This window comes from Pseudomonas sp. JL2, assembly GCF_031570495.1.
GTDB classification, from domain to species: domain Bacteria; phylum Pseudomonadota; class Gammaproteobacteria; order Pseudomonadales; family Pseudomonadaceae; genus Aquipseudomonas; species Aquipseudomonas rhizophila.
The window spans coordinates 1-16,934 of record NZ_JAKUDH010000001.1; the positions used below are offsets into that span (position 1 = coordinate 1).

The window sequence follows — 16,934 nt, forward strand, 5'->3', positions numbered from 1 at the left end:
CAGGATTTCGTAAAAGTCATGACTCGACTGCTCAACCTCGGTGCCCCAGGCCATCGACTTGCTACTGACCGAATGTTTCGACCTGTTAGCCAGCCGTTCAAATGCCAGCTCGCGCATATAGGTGGTGCGGGCAGCAAGTGGTTTGCGCTTGCCGTGCTTGTCACGATCCCCCCACGCAATCACATCCTTGAACCTGCTTGCTGTTAGGCGACCGCTGCGATCCTGATGCCACTGCTCCGTGCGCTGAAGCTCTACAGAGGCGCTCATTGATTGCCTCCTTGCTGATCGCTTTCAGCATTAACGTCTGCGTTCTCATTAACGGTCGTGAACTCCGCATCAATGGTCTGCGCAATCGTCTTCAGTTCGCCGTGACGAGTTACGCCAATGGCGCCGCGCTGCTGAGGCTTCAGCGCCTTCCAGGCCTTTTCGTAGCCTTCAATACCCTGCTCTTGGGCGATTTTCTTCAGGCTCTCGAACAAGTCTACGGTTGCGTCGGTAGTGTCGCCCTGCGGCACCGCTGCTGCGCCTACGTCGGCAGGCTTGTTCGATGCGGCTGATGGATTTCCAGCCTGCGGCGTAATGTCTATTTCCTCGGCAGACGGCATCTCGTCGTTGGTGTAGACCCCGAGGATTACGTCAGGGGCATGGAGCCGAGCCCATTTTCGAATCGCCAGGTAAGCAATCTGCTGCTTGGGGTCAGTGGCCCATTGGGTAGAGAAGCGCGGGTAGGCCTGGGTCATCATCACCTTGACCTCGCGCGGTATGCTCTCGCCAATCATGGTCAGGCGAACGATGATGCCGAGGCCCTGTTCATCCTCCTTCTTCCAGGCTGCTGTGTAGTATTTCCCGCCCTTGTCGGACTTGTTTTCGTTCACGCGACCCAGGATTTTGTCCCAGTCGCCCAGGTACTCGTATTCGGGGCGGCCTTGAATAGGTGCCCGGGAAATCACGACAGCGTTGATGAGTTGCGCCTCATATCCGAGGGCGCCTCCCTGTGTAACGTGGGTTTTCTGAGCTACGGCGAAGGGGCTGATGCCCCACTGCATCGACTGCATGACGATGGCCATACAGTCTGCTTGGTTTCCTCGGAAGTGCTGAGGAACAGCGGTTTTCCCGCCGGCCATCATCACGGCAAGGTCTGTCATCGACTGCATGCTTTCGCGGTTGAGGATCAGCGCAGTCGGGCTGGCAAAATCCGTTGAAATTGCGGACAGCTGGGTAGATGCGTTCATTGCTACTCCATAGCCGACGACTGTGGTCGGCCTCCGGGGTGATTTCAGGTTCTTTAGAACGACAGGGTGCGCAGCCAGGCCGAAGCCTCGTCATTGGTGACGCAGAAGGCCATGGCCACGACCTCGACCACTTCGCTGGCGCTCGGCATGTTCGAGTCAGCGGGTACGTCTTCCAGGGGCGCGGGGTCAGCTTCTGTCACAACCGCTGGTGCTGTTTGGACTGCTACTGGAGTCGCGACGACTTCTGCGACCGTTGCAGGTGCAGCAGCCAGTGCGCGCAGGCGGGCCAGTTCCTCTTGGTCACGCTGATACTGCGCGTCGCGCTCGCGCTGTTGGCGTTGCTGCGCTTCCATATCGCGGCGCTGCTGGTCGAGTTCATCCTGCTGTTTTTTCAAGCGCAGGCGGTCTTCCTCGGCGCGCTGCTTTCGCAATTCCTCAGCTTCAGCGTCAGCGATACGCTGCTTCTCGCGCAGTTCATCCAGTTCTTTTTGCTGGGCGGCGAGCTTGGCGGCGGCATCTTCTCGATCAATTGCAGCCTTGTGGAGGGTCTCAAGCTGCTCAATAGCGTTGTCGCGAGCGATGGTCGCCTCAGCCTCGAACTCGGCATACTCCTGGGGCAGGATCACCGACTCCTTGACGTTTTTCAGGACGTTTTCGACGTCGGCAGCGCTTCGGCTTGCATATGCAGCAGCGACTGAGCCGAATCGGGTAATCTTTGCCCGGATGGCTTCGACACGCTCAGCCTCGATACGCTCGCGTTCGGCCTTGGCGTCAGCGGCGCGCTTTTCTTCGGCCTTAATCGCTTCGTCAACAGGCGCCTCGATCGCCAGCACGCGATCCTTCAGCGCTTCACCGAATTCCTTCACTTGGTTGACGCGAGCCTGGGCGTCCTTAACCGCCTGCTGATAGGGAATCAGCGCCGTTTTCGTGGTATTGGCCAAGGCATAGCGGACATCGCGAATATCAACGCGAACCTCCTTCGCATTCGCCAGGCCTTCACTGGTAGAGCAGTCGACAACCAGGTTCGCGTAGGTCGTTTCCAGACGGACAATCTGTTCTTCATGTGGCCGATACTCGGCGATATCGGTGACGGCAACTGCAGGAGCAACAGCATTCTTTGTGTCGCCGGTTTCACTCGCTTCCAGGTCGGTCAATACGGCGGCTTGTTTGGCTTTTGCGGACATGACGATTCCTTGCTGCGCCGAGCGCAGCTTGTGGTGGTGTTGTTTATTGGGTGATGCGATCGGCGAGGGCGCTGAGCAGCATCATGAGAGTGCAGAAGGTGATGGCTGAGAACGACCCGCGCCAGATCAGCAAGCGCCGGGCCCGCTGACGGGCAGTCACCTCAGCACCTGGGACAGTTGCGGTACGCTGCAGGATGCCGACCTTTCGCTGACCACGGTGTAGGCGAGCATGGTCATGAGGATGGAGGCGCCGAGGATCCAGTAGAGGCACTTCATTGTTTGGCCCTCACTGCGATACGCCCCGACTTGATCGCCGCTACCAGCTTGGGCGGGAGCACGACAACAGGCAGCTCACGCGGAATGCCAGCGCCTACTATCGCAAGGCTGCGCTCAATCTCTTCGAGCTGCTCATCCAGCAGCGTTTTAACCGGTGCAGTACTCATGACGCCTCCTTGCGCTGCCTGGTGATTTTCAGGAGGCGCTTGCAGTAGTGGTTGAACTCTTCAACGCTGATGGCGCTGCCTTCCATCATTTTGGTGATCATGTGCAGCACGACCTTTCCGGCGCCGGACGGGCTGTCTGGGTGCTCCAGGCTTTCCAGCGCTTCGTCGATCAGGATGTGAGGGCTCATGCTGCAGCCCTTGGTAAAAGCTCGACGTACCTGGACAACTCAGCGGCGCGAATTTGCTTGAGATAGGAATCGCGCTCGCTGGTGGTGATCGCGGAAAGCTCTTCCGCCAAAATCGCCGCCATACGCGCTCTGTCTGCGGTTAGCGAAGGGATCAAGGAGGCAGGGATTGCAGACAGCTCAACCTCAATCCGGTGTGTCGCAATAGAGTGAGCGTTCACGATTTCTTTACCTCCAGGCCCCAAAATTCAGCGATCTGATCCACGGCCGCGTTTATGCGAATCGCCATTTCCTTTCTGTGAGCGGCCTCAAAAGCTCGCTGCTCGGCCGTCAGCTTGGCCTGGGCCTGCAAGGCGTCGTAATCGTGGAAGAGGTCTTTGTGGGTTGGGCGTGGACGGCCCATTTCGTCGAAGTGTCGATCCCATGCCCTGGCCTGGGCACTGTCTGCATAGCTGGTTGCCATGATTGCCTCCAGGGTGGCGGAGTCGATCCAAAAAATTCCGGCTGCACACGATCATTCCGCTGGTTGCCGTTGGGCGCGGTGTCATGTGCATGCGGGATTGGTCGGGGGAGGGTGCCGGTTACGTCTCCGGCGCCAGCCTTTGCTGGCCGTGGCCCAGGGTTTTGAGTCCCTGTGCTACTGGGCTCTACGGGACTTGATGCAGGTGGGCGGTTATAGGCCGCAGTTTCGTCCGCATCGGGGTGTGTCCGGTCGCCGCTGGCGGCCCCAGGCTTTCATCGGGGCAATGGGGCTGGGCCGGGCACACTCCGATGCGGCCTGGTGCTGGGGAGTACCAGGTGCTCGGGCCGTCTCTCCGGCTGTCCGTCGTACTCTTCCGACTGTCAGCGTTCTTGATTTGGCTCATTGGCTAAGCCCCCGCTCATACGGAGCGAGACGAGCACTGCTTTGGAGTGCCCACAAAGACCGTATTGTCCGACGGTCGTGGCGGAGGCGGCTTGATCCCCGCTCTGGATTCTTTTCCCGTCTGGCCCTGTCGCCAAGGCCAGCCAGTGAAATCAGTCGTTGAACCCTGGCTTATCACCGAGACGTTTTTGTCGCTCAGCCACCATCGCCGTGGAATAGTCGAAAGCGGCAGTGGCGATTTCTTCGGGTGAAGCAGGGGTTGAGCGAGCAAGAAGCCCGAGCATCGCGGCGATGGCGATACCTTCTTTGTCTTCAAATTCTGCGCGAGTCATGGTGTTACTCCGTTTCGTTGGCTTTCAAATACCTCCCGGGGTGTGAGAGGCATTTGTAAAGCCAGATGGCCGACCTGAAACAGCAGGGAGCCATCTGTTTGTTGCTCGGCACCTCATGAGCGGATCATTTCCTCGGGATCAAATCCGAACTCACGGCAAAGCGCAGTGGCAACGCCAGATCCCACGCCGAAAGCATCACGCACAAGCGCCCAGCGGTATTGCCCATACTTGTTTCGGTATTTGCTGGGACCCTTGAGGTTTCGAATTGCGCTACGGATAAGGTCCCGCTCCTCGATCTCACATCCGCTCAACTTCATCACTTCTGCATCCTCCGGTTGTTTTCCCAATGCACCCGGTCGCCCAGGTGCATCAGTGAAAAACTCCGTTCTCCACCACGCGCATCGCCCGATTCATATCTCTGGCCGGCGTCACACATTTCATGGACGGTGTTCTTCGCCGGCTGGCTTGCGTGGTTTCGCGTCCTCACATCTGGTGAGCACGGCCAGTTCCAGAGCTGGCATGGCATCGACTATTTGTTGCTCGCACTTACCGGATGAAACCCGGGGTAGTCGATGGCGAGGATCCTGAGCTGTTAAAGAGCGGCGGGTCTGTTGAGGCCCTGGCGAGTCGCTGTGGCGTCTCGATGGATGAACAGTAAGCCAATGCCTAATATCTGTAAATAGGTAATGCCTTATTATTTTCATGTTTTTGTCTCCTGCCGTATCACCAAAGGGAGTAGTTACTTTTCCTTCCAGCTGAGATAGGCTTTGCTAAACCTGTATGGATATACAGCAATATAGGAGGCTTGGAATGGCGAAGCAGGGGAGTAACAAAGAAGAAGCCCGGCGCGAAATGACCGGTCTAGAGCGGTTGGGCCTGAGGGTGTCGAACATGATCAATCACCCGGTGGCGCAGATTCAGCGCTGGGTGACGATTCATCGCCTGGACAGCGACGGAGATAGGGAGTGGGAGGAGGTGATAGGTGTTCTATCCGAGACGGATGGCATAGACATAACGTTCAACGACGATGAGTCGGTGACGCTGAGGTGGGAGGCGAGCGCCGAGGAAGATCGGCCAGTCGAGGTCATCGAAAGGGTAGAGGAGGCGGCGCCTTTCTGACAGGCACAAAAAGCCCGCGCTTTTACCATTAGTGGCTCACCGCCACTATTGCGATACAATCGGAACCTGACAGCCGCAGCCAGAGAGAGCTCTGGTAAAGCCTGTCATCATTCGAAAGGGAGCAGGTATGAAACGGACTGCGGTTGTTGCGATTGCGGTCGCTATGCTGAGCGGGTGCGCGGGGCCAGCCTGGAAGATCTCAAGCGCAACTGATGCGTTCACCCAAAGAACCAGCATGATGGTCACTTCTGGAGATTACACCGCGGGCAACTCGATCCTTATTAGTCCTTCGAAACTATATCCAGTTGTGCGTAAAGAAGGCGAAGAGATATACGTCGGATTGATGTCCAATAGCGATATTCGGATTCCAATTGTGACAGCTCAAATCTGGATTGATCAGAACGAGGCATGGACGATTTCATCGCAGGAGACCCCTATAATCTTGGCGCTCCCATCCTGGGAGTTGTTGTTGGGGCTGAGTCCTGAGGTCACAAAGCAGGCCCAGGCGCAGGGCCTGAATGTCCACAAAATAATGGGCGGTTACACAGTAGCTGGAGGGGACAAAGCCAAGGCGATTCTCAAACAGATGCTTACTGGCCGAGTTTTAAGATTTAGGACGGTTGGTTTCGATCAGGTCGCGTCCCCGGCCGAAGAAGTGGTTCTGGATGAGTCGCTTTCTCAATCGCTCAGATCGGTCGGGGTTGATCCGAGGAGTCTATAAGCCGGGCTGGAGGGGCAGATACAAGAAGCCCGGCGCTGGGTCGGTCGTGGGCATGGCTCACGTGTTTGCTCTAGTAGGTAATGTAAATCGAAGCTCAGACTTACCCCCCGGCCGAATGACTAAGACGCTTCAGGGGCCATCTGATTATCTGAGCCGGAAAAGACCTCCCATCGTCATAGATCATATTGTCCTCCACCTTCATTTCCAGCGTGTCGCCGCTGAAATGTCCGGTGAAAGTCTGGACGGAAGTGAAGCCCTTTAGACTGGGGGTTCCCTCATGGATCAATCTGCGCTCACCGGTTATCCGATCGCCTTCGCGCGTGTAGCTGGTGAGAATCTTTACCCCAGGATGATCGTTGGTGTAGTGCGCCAGTCGTTTGATGACGGTGTCAGGCGCTTCATCGACACGCCACCACGTAAAATGGCTATCGTCCAAAAACAAAACGTAAACGTGATAGTGAAATTGGTCCGGTATCTCGCTCTCAGCGTACCAAAGCCCATCCGGTACCCGATCGCTTGGCGCGGTGCTGCAACCAGTGAGTGCCACTAGCAAAAGAAGAGCCGCAATCTTACGCATGGGAATGCCTTTTTCCACGGTCAGTTAGATTTATGTCGCGCTGTATCTGCCCGACATAGCGCTAAACAAGATTCGCATTCCACACCAGCAGCACTCGCGCCTGAATATAGGCCTCTTCGGCGCGTATTGTCCGCGCCGGATGGAGAGCGTTATCAGAGATCATGCTGAGCTGATCATCACCCATCCACTGGAGCCGCTTGATATACAGATGGCCGTCCCAGGTGAACATGTAGATTCCATCCCCAACGAACTCTCGGATGCTGATGTCAACCAGGAGCGGGTCACGGTGCTTGATTGTCGGCGCCATGGACTGGCCCCAGCCGGTCACCATCTTGAGGTGGAAGTGTTCTTTGAACTCGACGCCCATCTCGCGCAGATGCTGAGGGCTCACCCGGATGTCCTGGAGCATCTCAGGATAGTCGTGCGGGATCTGCCCGCCGCCCATTGCGGCACGAACGTCGTAGTGGGCAATCCACACCTCATCACCGACCGCGCCAGGACGGTAATAATCTAGCTCGATCACGCCGCCGCCATCATCGGCTTCAGCTGCGGCGAGCAGGCGCCGGCGAGACTCCTCAGAAAGCCCCTTTCCCTGCGATGCCAGCATCCCTCGGACTATCTCTGCCGCCGAGGGAGCGGGGGAGTCGTCAACCGATTCGCCTACGTCGTCAGGAATGTTCCCGTAAGAGAAGCCTGGTCGCAGCCCCCAGTGCTCCGGGCCTACGACGTCGGCGAAGTAGGCGATCACATCCATCAGCTTCGACTTGTCGATGCGGCCGTTTTTTACCCAGCCCTGCACCGACGGAGGCTTCACCTGGAAGTCGTCTGCGAGTCTCTTTTTCGATACGCCCTTGGCGATCCGCGCGGCCTCGATGGCGGCGCCTAAATCCGGTCCGGTAAGCATTGCCTAATTAGGCCTATCCACATATAGGTTAGGCAATGGCTTGTCTACGATAAGGTAATGCCTTATATTCATCCCAAATCTCCAGGAGAGAACTCATGAAATCAGCAGAAGCAGCCAAAGAAGCATCCCGCTTGCTGGGCAGCCAGGCGGAGATGGCGCGCCTGCTGCGGGTTACTGCACCAACCGTGAACCAATGGTGTTCCGGTGAGCGTGCTGTCCCGGCTAAACGCGCCTTGCAAATCGAGGCGCTGACCGAAGGCCAGATCAAGAAGGCCGACCTTTGCCCGTCGTTTCCGTGGGCACAGATCAGCTCTGCGCCCAATCAATCCCTTTCAGCCGCTTAACCAACTCAATAGCCAGGAGCATCGAAGCATGTACATGGACCCCAATCAAAAGCGCGCCATCCCGGTGAAGGTTCGATTCGAACCAGTGCTTGATCGGATTCTGCGTAAAGCCGCAACGAAGACCCGCATGCAGCACGCGACCTACCTGTACGAAATCATCGAGTGGGCCGTAGCCAACGGCGTGATCGAGGAGCTGATGCAGGACAAACAAGAAGATATCGCGGGCTGAAGCCCCTTTGGAGGGCCAAATGACCGTAGAGCTTGAAAGGCTGCCTCCTCGGACTCGACAGCGAGTGGAGGAGTTGATGTGCATGAACGGCTGGAGCTTCAGCCGCGCGATCAACGAAATGACAGAAACCGCCATTGCCAGTGGCGCGCTTTCCGAAGTGGGAAGGAAGAAGGCCCAGGTCCTTCAACTGGTGCCCCCAATGAGGGCCTCCGGCAGGGACTCTTCGGGGTAATCCAGAGGGCCTCTGCCAAATTCGGGACGAAAAAAAGCCGGGGTAGTGACCCGGCTCTCTTAAAACGCGTTGTGGAGCAAATCATGCACCAATCCAACCAAACGATCAATACCCCGGCCAATGTCGCGACACGTTTCGCCGGATCTGAAAACGTGTCGCGCACAATCAACTTGTTCAGCTTTGAAGGTTTCGACGTTCGCGTCGTGGTAATCGATGGAGAGCCGTGGTTTTCCGCCAAGGACGTTGCCCATCGTCTTGGTTACGCCAATCCACAAAAGGCGGTTCGGGATCACTGCAAAGCAGCCCGTCCGGTAGGGGTGAACGATTCGTTCACCCTCGGTCCTTCGGCCAACATCATTCCGGAGCGGGACGTTTACCGGTTGGTCATGCGCTCAAAAATGCCGGAGGCGGAGCGGTTTGAGGACTGGGTAGTGGGCGAAGTGCTGCCGAGCATCCGCAAGAGCGGGATCTACGAGTCAGGGGCTCGCGTCATTGCGACCCTCCCTGACTTCTCCAATCCAGCAGCAGCTGCCCGCGCCTGGGCCGAGCAATTCGAACTCCAGCAGGCTGCCAATCAGGCCCTGATTGAGGCCGCGCCGAAGATCGCCTTCGTCGAGCGCTATGTCGAATCAACCGGGCTCAAAGGCTTCCGTCAGGTTGCCAAACTGCTCAAGGCCAACGAATCGCGATTCCGCGAATTCCTCCTCGACAGAAAAATCATGTACCGCATGGGCGGCGAGTGGCAGGCCTACCAGCCCCACATCGACGCAGGGCGCTTTGAAGTGCGCGCCGGTACCAGTGACAGCGGTCACGCCTACAACCAATCCAAATTCACCCCCAAGGGCGTCAACTGGATTGCCGGCCTATGGGCTCAGCACAATCTCAAGGGGGTCGAATGATGGCCAGATCCAGAAACATCAAGCCGGGGTTCTTCTCGAACGAACACCTGGCCGAGGTGGATTTTGCCACCCGCTTACTCTTCATTGGCATGTGGACCGAGGCTGATCGGGAAGGGCGCCTGGAAGATCGCCCGCGCCGCCTGAAAATGGCCCTGTTCCCGGCTGACAATGTAGACATCGAAAAGATGCTCGCCGACCTGGATCATTTGGGGTTCATCACCCGGTACACCGTTGGATCATTCAAGGCGATCCAAATCGTCAATTGGGCGAAACACCAGAACCCGCATGTAAAGGAAGCCAAGAGCACCATCCCTGCAATGCCCGAGATAGAGCCTTGCCCGGTAAAGACTGGTGCAAGCACGATGCAAGCACCAGACCAGCACAGTTCTTTCCCTGCTGATTCCCTCTCTCTTGATTCCGGATTCCTGATTCCTGATTCCCTTCCTCCGTCGCCAGCTCCGGTGGTGGGCAAGGACCTTTTCCCAAAGTTCTGGAAGCTCTATCCGCGCAAGGTCGGGAAGGACAAAGCGGAGAAGGCCTGGGGCAAGCTGAAGGTGACCCAGGAACTGTTCGACCTGATGGTAGCGGCGCTGGCAAAGCAGGTGCTGACCCCGGACTGGCTGAAGGACAAGGGCCAGTACATCCCGCACCCGTCAACTTGGTTGAACGGTAAGCGCTGGGAGGACGAGATCCCTGATGTCGCGAGCAACATCCACCCATTCGCTCCGCGCCGCCAGTCGAACGAGCCCGACTTCGACGACAAGACCTGGGCGCAGAACCTCATGGTGAGCCCATGAAGCCCGTCAACCAGCTCATGGCAGGCATGGGCAACCTACCGCCCATAGAGGCGCAAGAGCAGCTCCATGTGACGCCAGACACCACGGAAGTGGTGAATGGATTGTTCCGTCGGCTCCGCGGCATCTTCCCCGCCTGGCGCCAAGCATGGCCGTCCACCGAGGCCTTGGCGTCTGCCAAGGAGGAGTGGATCAAGGAGTTTGCCGCCCAGGGCATCCGCACGCTGGAGCAGATCGAGTTCGGTATTCAGAAGTGCCGCCGGCTCAAGAAGCCTTTCGCGCCGAGCGTCGGTGAGTTCATCGCCATGTGCGTGCCCAGTCCTGAGGACTTCGGTATGCCGGTCGCCTCAGACGCATGGGTTGAGGCGCTGATGGGCACCTACAGCCATGAAGCGGTGAAGCTGGCTGCCGATGCCACTGGCCTGTTCGACCTGCGTGCAGCCAAGCAGGAGGACAAAAACCTCCGCGCCCGGTTCGAGCGCAACTACGAGGTCATCCTGCGCCGCGCCCAGGCCGGTCAACCACTAGACGGGAAGATCCTCGCCGGCATCGGTCACGACAGCCAGAAGAGCGAGTTGGAGTTGGCCGAGGAATACGCCAGCCAGCGCCAGGCCCGACTGTTGGAGATCCAGGCCATTCCATGCAGCGGCGCAGCAGCGCGGGCGCAGCTCATGGCGAAGTTCGGCAAAAAGACCGGGGAGCAACGGACATGACCATCGACAAACAAAAACTCCAGAAGCTGCTGTGGGCCGAAGCCGCGTCATTCCGTGCCGACTGCGCAGACTGGAAGCGCAACACCGAGGCGCTGCAGGAATTCCTCGGGGAGAAGACCGTGGAGGAGGTGGCGCTTGAGCTGCTGGCGGAGATCGATCGACTTTCCGCATCACCGGAGCGCCAGATCATCCGCGCCGCTGTAACCGAAGCGGTCAAGGGGATCGCCGACGCCGCAGCAGCGGATGCCAAGGCTGGGACGCTCATGGAGATTGAGCAACTCAAGGCCGAGAACGAGACGCTGCGAAGCGTGATGGCTTGCGTAGTGAACGAGATACCCCACCAGACCAGCCGCAATGGCAACGCGCCCGGACACTGCCACGCCATCCCTGGAGTTTGGGATCAAGGTAACGGCGCAAAATCTGGTACCGAATGCGCCTGGTGCAAGGTCTGGAATGCCGCGACGGCTATGAGCAAGGAACGGCCGCTCACCTGTGGAAGCGAGAAAGGCAAAACTCCTACCGAAACGCCCGTTCCAGAGCGCTCTGCCTGTAGGAGCGAGAATCCATGAATCCCGAATACACAATTCGCGACCGAAGCGATATCAGCCGCCTCGCCGGCGCCCTGCACGCGATCGACCTGAGCAAGCCGAAGGTGGTTGTGATCCGCGACGAGAAACGCCCAGACGTCTGCAACCGCAAGATGTGGGCAATGCTCAAGGACGTATCAGAGCAGGTGGTCTGGCATGGCAAGAAGCTGACCAGTGAAGACTGGAAGTGCCTTTTCAGTGCCTCGCTGGAGAAGCAGCGTGCGGAGCCAGGCCTCGACGGTGGCTTCGTCGTGATGGCCGTATCGACCCGCAAGCAGTCCCAGAAGTGGTTCAGCGATCTGTTCGAGCTGATGCATGCCTTCGGCGCTGAGCATGACGTGAAGTGGAGCGCAACTGATCACTGGGACGGCCGCTATGACCAATAAGCTCACCCTCCGCTACATCGCCTGGCAGGTTGCCACCGGGATGTTTGACGCTGACATGTACCGGGAGGCATGGAAGGGGCTCTACCGGCTCGGTTTCGCATCGACCGCATTCGTACTGCGGCTGGCGATGCTGATCACGTTCCCGGTGTCGGTGCCGTTGCTGTGGGGATTCCTCCGCGTAATGGCGCCGATCAACCACAAGCGCCGGAAGGCTCGTAACGAGAAGGCCATGCAGGCCTATCGAAAGCGCTTGCAGGAGGCCGAATGACTATCGAAAGGAAGCAGCCCAAGCCGAAGAAATGCCGAGTCGCTACTTGCAGGGCCTCATTCGTACCGTCGCGGATGGGGCAGGCGGTTTGCAGTCCTGCATGCGCATTGGCCGACGCGCCGAGGCATGAGCCGAAGGCGCGCAAGGCACTCGCCGAAATCGGCCGCAAGGAATTGCGCGCCTCGAAGGTGAAGATCAAGACGCGGGCCCAGCACATGAAAGAGGCACAGGCCGCATTCAACGCTTGGATTCGTGAGCGGGATATCGGACTGCCTTGTGTGAGCTGCGGTCGTCACCACAACGGCCAGTGGCACGCCGGGCATTACCGGACAGTCGGTGGTAATCCCGAGCTGCGATTTGAGCCGCTGAATGTGTGGCGCCAGTGTGCGCCGTGCAACAACCACAAATCCGGCGACATCGTGAACTACCGCATTGAACTGGTGGAGCGCATTGGCGCCGAGGCGGTCGAGTGGCTGGAAGGGCCTCATGAGCCCAAGAAATACACCGTCGAGCAACTGAAGGCGATGACCGCCGAATATCGGGCCAAGACCCGCGAGCTGAAGAGGGCTGCAGCATGATCTACCCAAGCATTCTGAACGCGGTTGTCTCGGCCCTCGCGGCTGAGGCTATCGACAACACCAGCAAACAGGCATGGCAGAAGCTGTACAACTCTGCCGATGAAGAGGAGGGCGGCGACATGGCGACACTGGTCCGCTCCCGCGGCGCTGACACCATCGACCGTACGCAGGTGGACTGCTGGGTTTCCGCCAGGCTGCACAGTGCGCTCGAGCCGAAGCACTGGGATGCGTTGGTGGCGAAGTACAGCACCCACAAAGGGCGCAAGGTGCAAGCTATCTCGGCTTTGCAGGCCCTCATCAGCACCCCGGCACCGAAGCTGTTCCTGTTCAAGGCGACCACCGCCTGGGCTATCCCTCAGCTCAAGGGCGCGCGGCAGAAGGTCATCACCTCCGTGTCGGTAGAGATTCCGCTGGATGCGCCGGAGTGGCGCCGCGAGTCGATGGTTAAGGCTGCGGTGGCGGCCGGACAGGCCAAGGCGAAAAAGGATGAGTCTCGTTCTGCCGACATGATCGTTCTGAAGGACAGCTTCTACGACATGAACACATGGGACAATGACGGGACACCAGAGTCAACTCGACGCCGGTGGCGGCAGGACATTGGCAGAGCTGCTGATGATCTGGTGAACCAGGCGCTGGCTCATGCGGAAGAGATATTGGACGCGGAGGGACTGTTGATTGGAAGGGCTGCGTGATTGCCTGTTGACATCAGTGAGCGAATGAGCGAAATTATCCCCATCCTGTCATTCCTGCGTGTGTAGGAGTGATCCAAAGAAACCCGGCCACCGCGCCGGGTTTTTTATTGCCTCAAGCTTCCCCAAAGCCCTCGCAGCATCTGACTTGTCACGCTGATGAGGGGCCTATTCAGGGCCTCTGCACTCGCAGGGGCTTTGCATCCGCCGAAAAACAAAAAAAGCCCCGACACATTCGGGGCTTTTCGTTTCAGCGCGGAAAAAAGAGAGGGCGACTCCAGAGGGTGCGGACACACCCAAAGGAGACGCCAGATCGCAGAACCAACCTGCAAGCCAGCCAAGGCCCTCACTGCTCGCGCGAGCGGGGCGGAGCCTAGCAGAAAACGACAAGGCTTTGCAGATGCTTAAAGATTGCAGATGTGGAAAGTGCAACAGACTACTTGCCCGTGTTGGCGAGTACACCCAGCTCCAGATCAAATGTTCCCGGTGCGGGACGTTGAATCATGTGAAGGCCGCGAGCCTCGAGCCATCGCCTTTGAGCGACATGAAAGCGGAATCCTCCGCGAACAATCATTTGACTCAAAGGTGACAAAAATGGAACCAGTAACTATTGGTGCAATGCACTACTCCTACCCCGCTTATCAGAGGGCTCAGATCATCAAGCCATCTGACAACGTGGCTGGTGTAATTATTCGGACTGGCGTTTTCTCTGGCCCGGCAGGCTCGTTCATATCTACTGGCACTGCTGCAGCTACAGGCAGTACTGACTCAACTAAGCCATTTTTGATGTATCTGCCGACGTCTAACGTATTGCAGCAACTTCAGTACCCTATTTACCTGCCACCAGGGTATGGCTTGTGGGCCAACAGTAGTTCTTCCGTCTTTGTCTATATCACCTACGACCTGCTCGCATAACGGGAAGGGCCGCTTCTGCGGCCCTGTTCCTTCCTATTCAAGGGCCTCGACGTGATCGAGGCTTTTCGTTTTCGGCTCCACCACACCCATTGCTCCGAGCTGGGAGTGCTGCTGGGGCTGACCTATTCTTCGCTGCTCCCCAGCGTTTGGCCGCTCAAACCGGTCCTTTTCTTCCATCATGCACAGTCGGAGTCGAAGGCATGGAGTTTCTACAGCGCCTGTTCGATAAGCTCGACTGGGCTTTTGCCGGACTGCTCGGCGCAATCGCCGCCAGCTTCTGGCACCGCGATGACCTGGTAGACCGAAAGGCCTGGGCCATCTTCATTTTCTCTGGCGCCGTCTGCGCCCATTACCTGACGGGCCTGATCAGTTCCTATTTCGGGGTGGTCGAGCCGCGCAGCGTTGCCGGTGTCGGTTTCCTGTTGGGCACCTTCGGAGGATCGCTCATCGCCGCCATAACCCGGGCCATCAAAGCCGCTGACCTCTGGGCGTTCATCCGCCAGCGGTTCGGGGGAGGCAACCCACCATGAATCTTGAACTGATCAACTCCATCGCCTGCGGCTTCATTGCCTTGTGGGCGTTCTGGTGTGTGGTGAGCGGGAAGGTGAGGGACGGCATCCTTGGGAAGCTGATCTACTCGGCCATCGCCATCAGCGCCTACGTGGTCACCACCGGACACAACAGCTTCCTGTTCGGTCCGACCGTCGCAGGGCTGACACTGCACATCGCCCTGGCCTTGGCCGGCATCCGCCACCTATTCATGGTCACTTACTGGCAGAGGGTCAAGGCCTGGCTATGTCGGCACCTGAACTGTGAGCATTGCATGGGCTGCGAGAAGAAGCGGTAAAGCGCGACACGTTTCGCGCATCGGCAAATTGTGTCGCGGCACTGAAGAGGAAACCTTATGGGGCAGTTACCCGATATGACCGGCGCATTCATCATGCTCGGTGTCCTTTGTGCGGTTGGAGGTTGGGCTGTGATTGAGGGTCTGATCTGGATCGCCTCTCACTTCCGCGTGGTGCTGGCATGACCAACGTAACCCGCCTTCGCCATGCTCTCCCGATGAGCCAGGACATCAACAAGGCGCTGGCCGATCTGGATTTGGCGATCGCCAAGGCGGTAGATGCAGCCAAGGCCGCCGGGCTGCCCCAGGGCCTGATCGTCGCAGAGCTGCAAGGGCACGCTCACGCGCAGACCCACATCATGGTGAGCAAATGACCGCCAAGCTGATTGATTTCAAGCGCGAGGGATGGAGAGACGCCGCCAAGACCCTGCGAAAGATCGCCGAGGACCTTGATGCTGGCGTCCACCCGGAATGCACCGTAGGAGCCTTGACGCTGATCGGCCCGAAAGGTCAGGTAACCGTATTCGGGTTGGGGCCTAAGTGCGACGACCTGCAATGCCTGGGCGCCATGCGACTGGGTGAGCAAAAGCTGATTGATGTTCTGCTCGACATCGAAGACTGAGGATTTCTCATGGACAGGCCGATGCCGCCCAAGTCGCTGCTGGAACTGTCAGAGCTATCCGACTTCGGTATCCGCCTGATTCCAGCGCCCGAAGTCTGGGAATGGCTCCAGGCCGAGATCCTTGCCGACACCGGCAGCATTCACAACCCAGACCATGCCCACCTACTGGATGCAGATATTCGAGTCATGTGGGCCTCGTCGAGCTTCAACAAGCAGGGCCGCACAGTACTGGGCCAGGCCGAGCAGGTAGCGTTCCGCGCTGGTGGCTGGCAGAAGGCCCGGATGGAGCAACAGATGCGTGATTGGTTCGGTGATGTGCCGAGCTTCATCATCACCCTGGCCGCTGACTACTGCGCCCAGTGCAGCGATGTGGATTTTTTGCGACTGGTTGAACATGAGTTATTTCACATCGCTCAGGCGACAGATCAGTACGGGGCACCCAAGTTCACTCAGGAAGGCCTGCCCAAGCTCTACCTGCGTGGACATGACGTCAGCGAGTTTGTTTCGGTTGTTGAGCGATACGGCGTAGGGCATCCCGACGGTGATTTGGCTCGCATGGTTGAAGCCGCCAAGAAGTCCCCATCGGTAAGTCACGCATCTATCGCCAGTGCATGTGGCACATGTCTTATGAGGTCTGCGTAATGATTGAGCAATGGAAGGTTATTGAAAGCCATCCTGATTATGCGGTTAGCAACTACGGCGAGGTCAAACGCATAGTAAAACCGAAGCGCGGTCGAGGCCGAGTTGGGGCAATCCTCAAGCCCCGCATTCCGGGTGGAGGGGCGTATCCAGCCGTTGCGCTCGCCTGTAACGGCGATGTCATGAATTGGTATGTACATCGTCTTGTCGCCCATGTCTTTATCGGGCCATGTCCAGAGGGGCGCGAGGTCAATCATATCGACGGGAACAAGCAGAACCCGAGACTTGATAATCTTGAATACGTCACGCACAGCGGAAACATGCGACACGCATTCCGCACCGGGCTCCTTTCACGGAAGGGGGCGCGAAACAGCAAGGCCGTCCTAACTGAAGATGACGTGCTAGCCATACGTTCGGAATACACCGGAACATACGGCCAATGCGCGTCGTTTGCGCGCCGCTATGGGGTTAGCCATGCAGCAATCCAAGACGTAGTGCATGGCCGTAATTGGACCCACCTGCTGGCCGTTGATTCTGCTGCAAACAGTCCTGCTGAGGTGGGGAAATTGAACATATCGAGGGCCTGCGGAACCTGTCTGCTCAAGTTGGCCTGATTCTGTGACAGGTTTTGAC

The 16,934-nt window shown here is 58.1% G+C and carries 31 protein-coding genes; 21 read left to right on the top strand and 10 right to left on the bottom strand.

Going from position 1 to position 16,934, the window contains the following annotated elements:
* From MKS85_RS00005 to MKS85_RS00040, 8 genes are all read right to left on the bottom strand, one after another.
* Nucleotides 1–267 (bottom strand): YqaJ viral recombinase family protein (locus MKS85_RS00005; RefSeq protein ID WP_310662464.1); only part of this gene is annotated, 267 nt, incomplete at its 3' end.
* Nucleotides 264–1,232, bottom strand: a complete 969-nt coding sequence (locus MKS85_RS00010; RefSeq protein WP_310662465.1) for a RecT family recombinase — start codon at nucleotides 1,230–1,232, stop codon at nucleotides 264–266. The genes MKS85_RS00010 and MKS85_RS00005, both read right to left, overlap by 4 nt.
* 53 nt (nucleotides 1,233–1,285) lie before the next feature.
* On the bottom strand, nucleotides 1,286–2,416 hold the full coding sequence (locus tag MKS85_RS00015; RefSeq protein WP_310662466.1) for a hypothetical protein: 1,131 nt from the start codon (nucleotides 2,414–2,416) through the stop codon (nucleotides 1,286–1,288).
* A gap of 272 nt (nucleotides 2,417–2,688) precedes the next feature.
* Nucleotides 2,689–2,859 (bottom strand): hypothetical protein, encoded by a 171-nt coding sequence (locus MKS85_RS00020; RefSeq protein ID WP_177513918.1) that lies wholly within the window; start codon nucleotides 2,857–2,859, stop codon nucleotides 2,689–2,691.
* A complete protein-coding gene (locus MKS85_RS00025; RefSeq protein ID WP_310662467.1) occupies nucleotides 2,856–3,047 on the bottom strand; it encodes a hypothetical protein in 192 nt (63 codons plus the stop codon). Before MKS85_RS00025 ends, MKS85_RS00020 begins: the two co-directional genes overlap by 4 nt.
* Nucleotides 3,044–3,169 (bottom strand): hypothetical protein, encoded by a 126-nt coding sequence (locus MKS85_RS00030; protein WP_263641996.1) that lies wholly within the window; start codon nucleotides 3,167–3,169, stop codon nucleotides 3,044–3,046. Before MKS85_RS00030 ends, MKS85_RS00025 begins: the two co-directional genes overlap by 4 nt.
* A gap of 92 nt (nucleotides 3,170–3,261) precedes the next feature.
* Nucleotides 3,262–3,507, bottom strand: coding sequence for a hypothetical protein (locus tag MKS85_RS00035; RefSeq protein ID WP_186653576.1), 246 nt, complete (start codon nucleotides 3,505–3,507; stop codon nucleotides 3,262–3,264).
* Nucleotides 3,508–4,061: 554 nt separating this feature from the next.
* Nucleotides 4,062–4,241: a hypothetical protein gene (locus tag MKS85_RS00040; protein ID WP_310662468.1), complete on the bottom strand. Its 180-nt coding sequence runs from the start codon at nucleotides 4,239–4,241 to the stop codon at nucleotides 4,062–4,064.
* Between the two features lie 810 nt (nucleotides 4,242–5,051).
* On the opposite strand from MKS85_RS00040, the gene MKS85_RS00045 reads away from it, so the two are divergent.
* On the top strand, nucleotides 5,052–5,360 hold the full coding sequence (locus tag MKS85_RS00045; protein WP_310662469.1) for a DUF1654 domain-containing protein: 309 nt from the start codon (nucleotides 5,052–5,054) through the stop codon (nucleotides 5,358–5,360).
* A gap of 127 nt (nucleotides 5,361–5,487) precedes the next feature.
* Entirely contained in the window at nucleotides 5,488–6,081 is a 594-nt protein-coding gene (locus tag MKS85_RS00050; RefSeq protein WP_310662470.1) for a hypothetical protein, read from the top strand.
* 100 nt (nucleotides 6,082–6,181) lie between these two features.
* On the opposite strand, the gene MKS85_RS00055 is transcribed toward MKS85_RS00050, so the two are convergent.
* Together MKS85_RS00055 and MKS85_RS00060 are read right to left on the bottom strand one after the other, a co-directional pair.
* Nucleotides 6,182–6,658: a hypothetical protein gene (locus MKS85_RS00055; protein ID WP_310662471.1), complete on the bottom strand. Its 477-nt coding sequence runs from the start codon at nucleotides 6,656–6,658 to the stop codon at nucleotides 6,182–6,184.
* A gap of 61 nt (nucleotides 6,659–6,719) precedes the next feature.
* On the bottom strand, nucleotides 6,720–7,562 hold the full coding sequence (locus MKS85_RS00060) for a S24 family peptidase (RefSeq protein ID WP_310662472.1): 843 nt from the start codon (nucleotides 7,560–7,562) through the stop codon (nucleotides 6,720–6,722).
* Between the two features lie 95 nt (nucleotides 7,563–7,657).
* Between MKS85_RS00060 and MKS85_RS00065 the strand changes: the two genes are divergently transcribed.
* The 19 genes from MKS85_RS00065 to MKS85_RS00155 all read left to right on the top strand — a co-directional run bounded on the left by MKS85_RS00065 (nucleotide 7,658) and on the right by MKS85_RS00155 (nucleotide 16,915).
* The gene (locus MKS85_RS00065; RefSeq protein WP_310662473.1) at nucleotides 7,658–7,906 is read left to right on the top strand and encodes a Cro/CI family transcriptional regulator; all 249 of its coding nucleotides are present in this window, start codon (nucleotides 7,658–7,660) and stop codon (nucleotides 7,904–7,906) included.
* A 28-nt stretch (nucleotides 7,907–7,934) separates the two neighbouring features.
* Entirely contained in the window at nucleotides 7,935–8,135 is a 201-nt protein-coding gene (locus MKS85_RS00070) for a hypothetical protein (protein WP_039012569.1), read from the top strand.
* Nucleotides 8,136–8,217: 82 nt separating this feature from the next.
* Complete coding sequence (locus MKS85_RS00075; RefSeq protein ID WP_310662474.1) at nucleotides 8,218–8,367, top strand: hypothetical protein; 150 nt, start codon at nucleotides 8,218–8,220, stop codon at nucleotides 8,365–8,367.
* Between the two features lie 83 nt (nucleotides 8,368–8,450).
* The gene (locus MKS85_RS00080) at nucleotides 8,451–9,266 is read left to right on the top strand and encodes a phage antirepressor KilAC domain-containing protein (RefSeq protein ID WP_310662475.1); all 816 of its coding nucleotides are present in this window, start codon (nucleotides 8,451–8,453) and stop codon (nucleotides 9,264–9,266) included.
* Nucleotides 9,266–10,063, top strand: coding sequence for a hypothetical protein (locus MKS85_RS00085; RefSeq protein ID WP_409077997.1), 798 nt, complete (start codon nucleotides 9,266–9,268; stop codon nucleotides 10,061–10,063). The genes MKS85_RS00080 and MKS85_RS00085 overlap by 1 nt, the downstream gene beginning before the upstream one ends.
* A complete protein-coding gene (locus MKS85_RS00090) occupies nucleotides 10,060–10,773 on the top strand; it encodes a replication protein P (protein ID WP_310662477.1) in 714 nt (237 codons plus the stop codon). Before MKS85_RS00085 ends, MKS85_RS00090 begins: the two co-directional genes overlap by 4 nt.
* Entirely contained in the window at nucleotides 10,770–11,342 is a 573-nt protein-coding gene (locus MKS85_RS00095) for a hypothetical protein (protein ID WP_310662478.1), read from the top strand. Before MKS85_RS00090 ends, MKS85_RS00095 begins: the two co-directional genes overlap by 4 nt.
* Nucleotides 11,339–11,746, top strand: a complete 408-nt coding sequence (locus MKS85_RS00100) for a recombination protein NinB (protein ID WP_310662479.1) — start codon at nucleotides 11,339–11,341, stop codon at nucleotides 11,744–11,746. Before MKS85_RS00095 ends, MKS85_RS00100 begins: the two co-directional genes overlap by 4 nt.
* Nucleotides 11,736–12,014, top strand: a complete 279-nt coding sequence (locus tag MKS85_RS00105; RefSeq protein WP_310662480.1) for a hypothetical protein — start codon at nucleotides 11,736–11,738, stop codon at nucleotides 12,012–12,014. The genes MKS85_RS00100 and MKS85_RS00105 overlap by 11 nt, the downstream gene beginning before the upstream one ends.
* Entirely contained in the window at nucleotides 12,011–12,592 is a 582-nt protein-coding gene (locus tag MKS85_RS00110; protein WP_310662481.1) for a recombination protein NinG, read from the top strand. The genes MKS85_RS00105 and MKS85_RS00110 overlap by 4 nt, the downstream gene beginning before the upstream one ends.
* A complete protein-coding gene (locus MKS85_RS00115; RefSeq protein WP_310662482.1) occupies nucleotides 12,589–13,284 on the top strand; it encodes a hypothetical protein in 696 nt (231 codons plus the stop codon). The genes MKS85_RS00110 and MKS85_RS00115 overlap by 4 nt, the downstream gene beginning before the upstream one ends.
* A gap of 391 nt (nucleotides 13,285–13,675) precedes the next feature.
* A complete protein-coding gene (locus tag MKS85_RS00120; RefSeq protein ID WP_310662483.1) occupies nucleotides 13,676–13,870 on the top strand; it encodes a Com family DNA-binding transcriptional regulator in 195 nt (64 codons plus the stop codon).
* Between the two features lie 5 nt (nucleotides 13,871–13,875).
* Entirely contained in the window at nucleotides 13,876–14,196 is a 321-nt protein-coding gene (locus MKS85_RS00125; RefSeq protein WP_310662484.1) for a hypothetical protein, read from the top strand.
* Between the two features lie 200 nt (nucleotides 14,197–14,396).
* Entirely contained in the window at nucleotides 14,397–14,726 is a 330-nt protein-coding gene (locus MKS85_RS00130) for a hypothetical protein (protein ID WP_028236772.1), read from the top strand.
* A complete protein-coding gene (locus tag MKS85_RS00135; protein WP_310662485.1) occupies nucleotides 14,723–15,043 on the top strand; it encodes a hypothetical protein in 321 nt (106 codons plus the stop codon). The genes MKS85_RS00130 and MKS85_RS00135 overlap by 4 nt, the downstream gene beginning before the upstream one ends.
* A 179-nt stretch (nucleotides 15,044–15,222) precedes the next feature.
* Nucleotides 15,223–15,414, top strand: coding sequence for a hypothetical protein (locus MKS85_RS00140; protein ID WP_310662486.1), 192 nt, complete (start codon nucleotides 15,223–15,225; stop codon nucleotides 15,412–15,414).
* On the top strand, nucleotides 15,411–15,662 hold the full coding sequence (locus MKS85_RS00145; RefSeq protein WP_310662487.1) for a hypothetical protein: 252 nt from the start codon (nucleotides 15,411–15,413) through the stop codon (nucleotides 15,660–15,662). Before MKS85_RS00140 ends, MKS85_RS00145 begins: the two co-directional genes overlap by 4 nt.
* A 9-nt stretch (nucleotides 15,663–15,671) precedes the next feature.
* Nucleotides 15,672–16,304 carry a putative metallopeptidase gene (locus tag MKS85_RS00150; RefSeq protein WP_310662488.1) on the top strand — a complete coding sequence of 211 codons (633 nt, stop codon included), beginning with the start codon at nucleotides 15,672–15,674 and terminating at the stop codon, nucleotides 16,302–16,304.
* Nucleotides 16,304–16,915, top strand: coding sequence for an NUMOD4 motif-containing HNH endonuclease (locus MKS85_RS00155; protein ID WP_310662489.1), 612 nt, complete (start codon nucleotides 16,304–16,306; stop codon nucleotides 16,913–16,915). Before MKS85_RS00150 ends, MKS85_RS00155 begins: the two co-directional genes overlap by 1 nt.
* Nucleotides 16,916–16,934 lie beyond the last annotated feature (19 nt).

What these genes read in the sequence shown, in the direction of transcription:
- MKS85_RS00020 (WP_177513918.1), bottom strand. Translation starts at nt 2,859, where the DNA reads ATGAGTACTGCACCGGTTAAAACGCTGCTGGATGAGCAGCTCGAAGAG.
- MKS85_RS00055 (WP_310662471.1), bottom strand. Translation starts at nt 6,658, where the DNA reads ATGCGTAAGATTGCGGCTCTTCTTTTGCTAGTGGCACTCACTGGTTGC.
- MKS85_RS00110 (WP_310662481.1), top strand. Translation starts at nt 12,011, where the DNA reads ATGACTATCGAAAGGAAGCAGCCCAAGCCGAAGAAATGCCGAGTCGCT.
- MKS85_RS00050 (WP_310662470.1), top strand. Translation starts at nt 5,488, where the DNA reads ATGAAACGGACTGCGGTTGTTGCGATTGCGGTCGCTATGCTGAGCGGG.
- MKS85_RS00140 (WP_310662486.1), top strand. Translation starts at nt 15,223, where the DNA reads ATGACCAACGTAACCCGCCTTCGCCATGCTCTCCCGATGAGCCAGGAC.
- MKS85_RS00090 (WP_310662477.1), top strand. Translation starts at nt 10,060, where the DNA reads ATGAAGCCCGTCAACCAGCTCATGGCAGGCATGGGCAACCTACCGCCC.
- MKS85_RS00150 (WP_310662488.1), top strand. Translation starts at nt 15,672, where the DNA reads ATGGACAGGCCGATGCCGCCCAAGTCGCTGCTGGAACTGTCAGAGCTA.
- MKS85_RS00045 (WP_310662469.1), top strand. Translation starts at nt 5,052, where the DNA reads ATGGCGAAGCAGGGGAGTAACAAAGAAGAAGCCCGGCGCGAAATGACC.
- MKS85_RS00060 (WP_310662472.1), bottom strand. Translation starts at nt 7,562, where the DNA reads ATGCTTACCGGACCGGATTTAGGCGCCGCCATCGAGGCCGCGCGGATC.
- MKS85_RS00040 (WP_310662468.1), bottom strand. Translation starts at nt 4,241, where the DNA reads ATGACTCGCGCAGAATTTGAAGACAAAGAAGGTATCGCCATCGCCGCG.
- MKS85_RS00025 (WP_310662467.1), bottom strand. Translation starts at nt 3,047, where the DNA reads ATGAGCCCTCACATCCTGATCGACGAAGCGCTGGAAAGCCTGGAGCAC.
- MKS85_RS00095 (WP_310662478.1), top strand. Translation starts at nt 10,770, where the DNA reads ATGACCATCGACAAACAAAAACTCCAGAAGCTGCTGTGGGCCGAAGCC.
- MKS85_RS00155 (WP_310662489.1), top strand. Translation starts at nt 16,304, where the DNA reads ATGATTGAGCAATGGAAGGTTATTGAAAGCCATCCTGATTATGCGGTT.
- MKS85_RS00070 (WP_039012569.1), top strand. Translation starts at nt 7,935, where the DNA reads ATGTACATGGACCCCAATCAAAAGCGCGCCATCCCGGTGAAGGTTCGA.
- MKS85_RS00105 (WP_310662480.1), top strand. Translation starts at nt 11,736, where the DNA reads ATGACCAATAAGCTCACCCTCCGCTACATCGCCTGGCAGGTTGCCACC.
- MKS85_RS00035 (WP_186653576.1), bottom strand. Translation starts at nt 3,507, where the DNA reads ATGGCAACCAGCTATGCAGACAGTGCCCAGGCCAGGGCATGGGATCGA.
- MKS85_RS00135 (WP_310662485.1), top strand. Translation starts at nt 14,723, where the DNA reads ATGAATCTTGAACTGATCAACTCCATCGCCTGCGGCTTCATTGCCTTG.
- MKS85_RS00085 (WP_409077997.1), top strand. Translation starts at nt 9,266, where the DNA reads ATGGCCAGATCCAGAAACATCAAGCCGGGGTTCTTCTCGAACGAACAC.
- MKS85_RS00115 (WP_310662482.1), top strand. Translation starts at nt 12,589, where the DNA reads ATGATCTACCCAAGCATTCTGAACGCGGTTGTCTCGGCCCTCGCGGCT.
- MKS85_RS00065 (WP_310662473.1), top strand. Translation starts at nt 7,658, where the DNA reads ATGAAATCAGCAGAAGCAGCCAAAGAAGCATCCCGCTTGCTGGGCAGC.
- MKS85_RS00015 (WP_310662466.1), bottom strand. Translation starts at nt 2,416, where the DNA reads ATGTCCGCAAAAGCCAAACAAGCCGCCGTATTGACCGACCTGGAAGCG.
- MKS85_RS00125 (WP_310662484.1), top strand. Translation starts at nt 13,876, where the DNA reads ATGGAACCAGTAACTATTGGTGCAATGCACTACTCCTACCCCGCTTAT.
- MKS85_RS00130 (WP_028236772.1), top strand. Translation starts at nt 14,397, where the DNA reads ATGGAGTTTCTACAGCGCCTGTTCGATAAGCTCGACTGGGCTTTTGCC.
- MKS85_RS00080 (WP_310662475.1), top strand. Translation starts at nt 8,451, where the DNA reads ATGCACCAATCCAACCAAACGATCAATACCCCGGCCAATGTCGCGACA.
- MKS85_RS00100 (WP_310662479.1), top strand. Translation starts at nt 11,339, where the DNA reads ATGAATCCCGAATACACAATTCGCGACCGAAGCGATATCAGCCGCCTC.
- MKS85_RS00010 (WP_310662465.1), bottom strand. Translation starts at nt 1,232, where the DNA reads ATGAACGCATCTACCCAGCTGTCCGCAATTTCAACGGATTTTGCCAGC.
- MKS85_RS00075 (WP_310662474.1), top strand. Translation starts at nt 8,218, where the DNA reads ATGAACGGCTGGAGCTTCAGCCGCGCGATCAACGAAATGACAGAAACC.
- MKS85_RS00030 (WP_263641996.1), bottom strand. Translation starts at nt 3,169, where the DNA reads ATGGCGGCGATTTTGGCGGAAGAGCTTTCCGCGATCACCACCAGCGAG.
- MKS85_RS00145 (WP_310662487.1), top strand. Translation starts at nt 15,411, where the DNA reads ATGACCGCCAAGCTGATTGATTTCAAGCGCGAGGGATGGAGAGACGCC.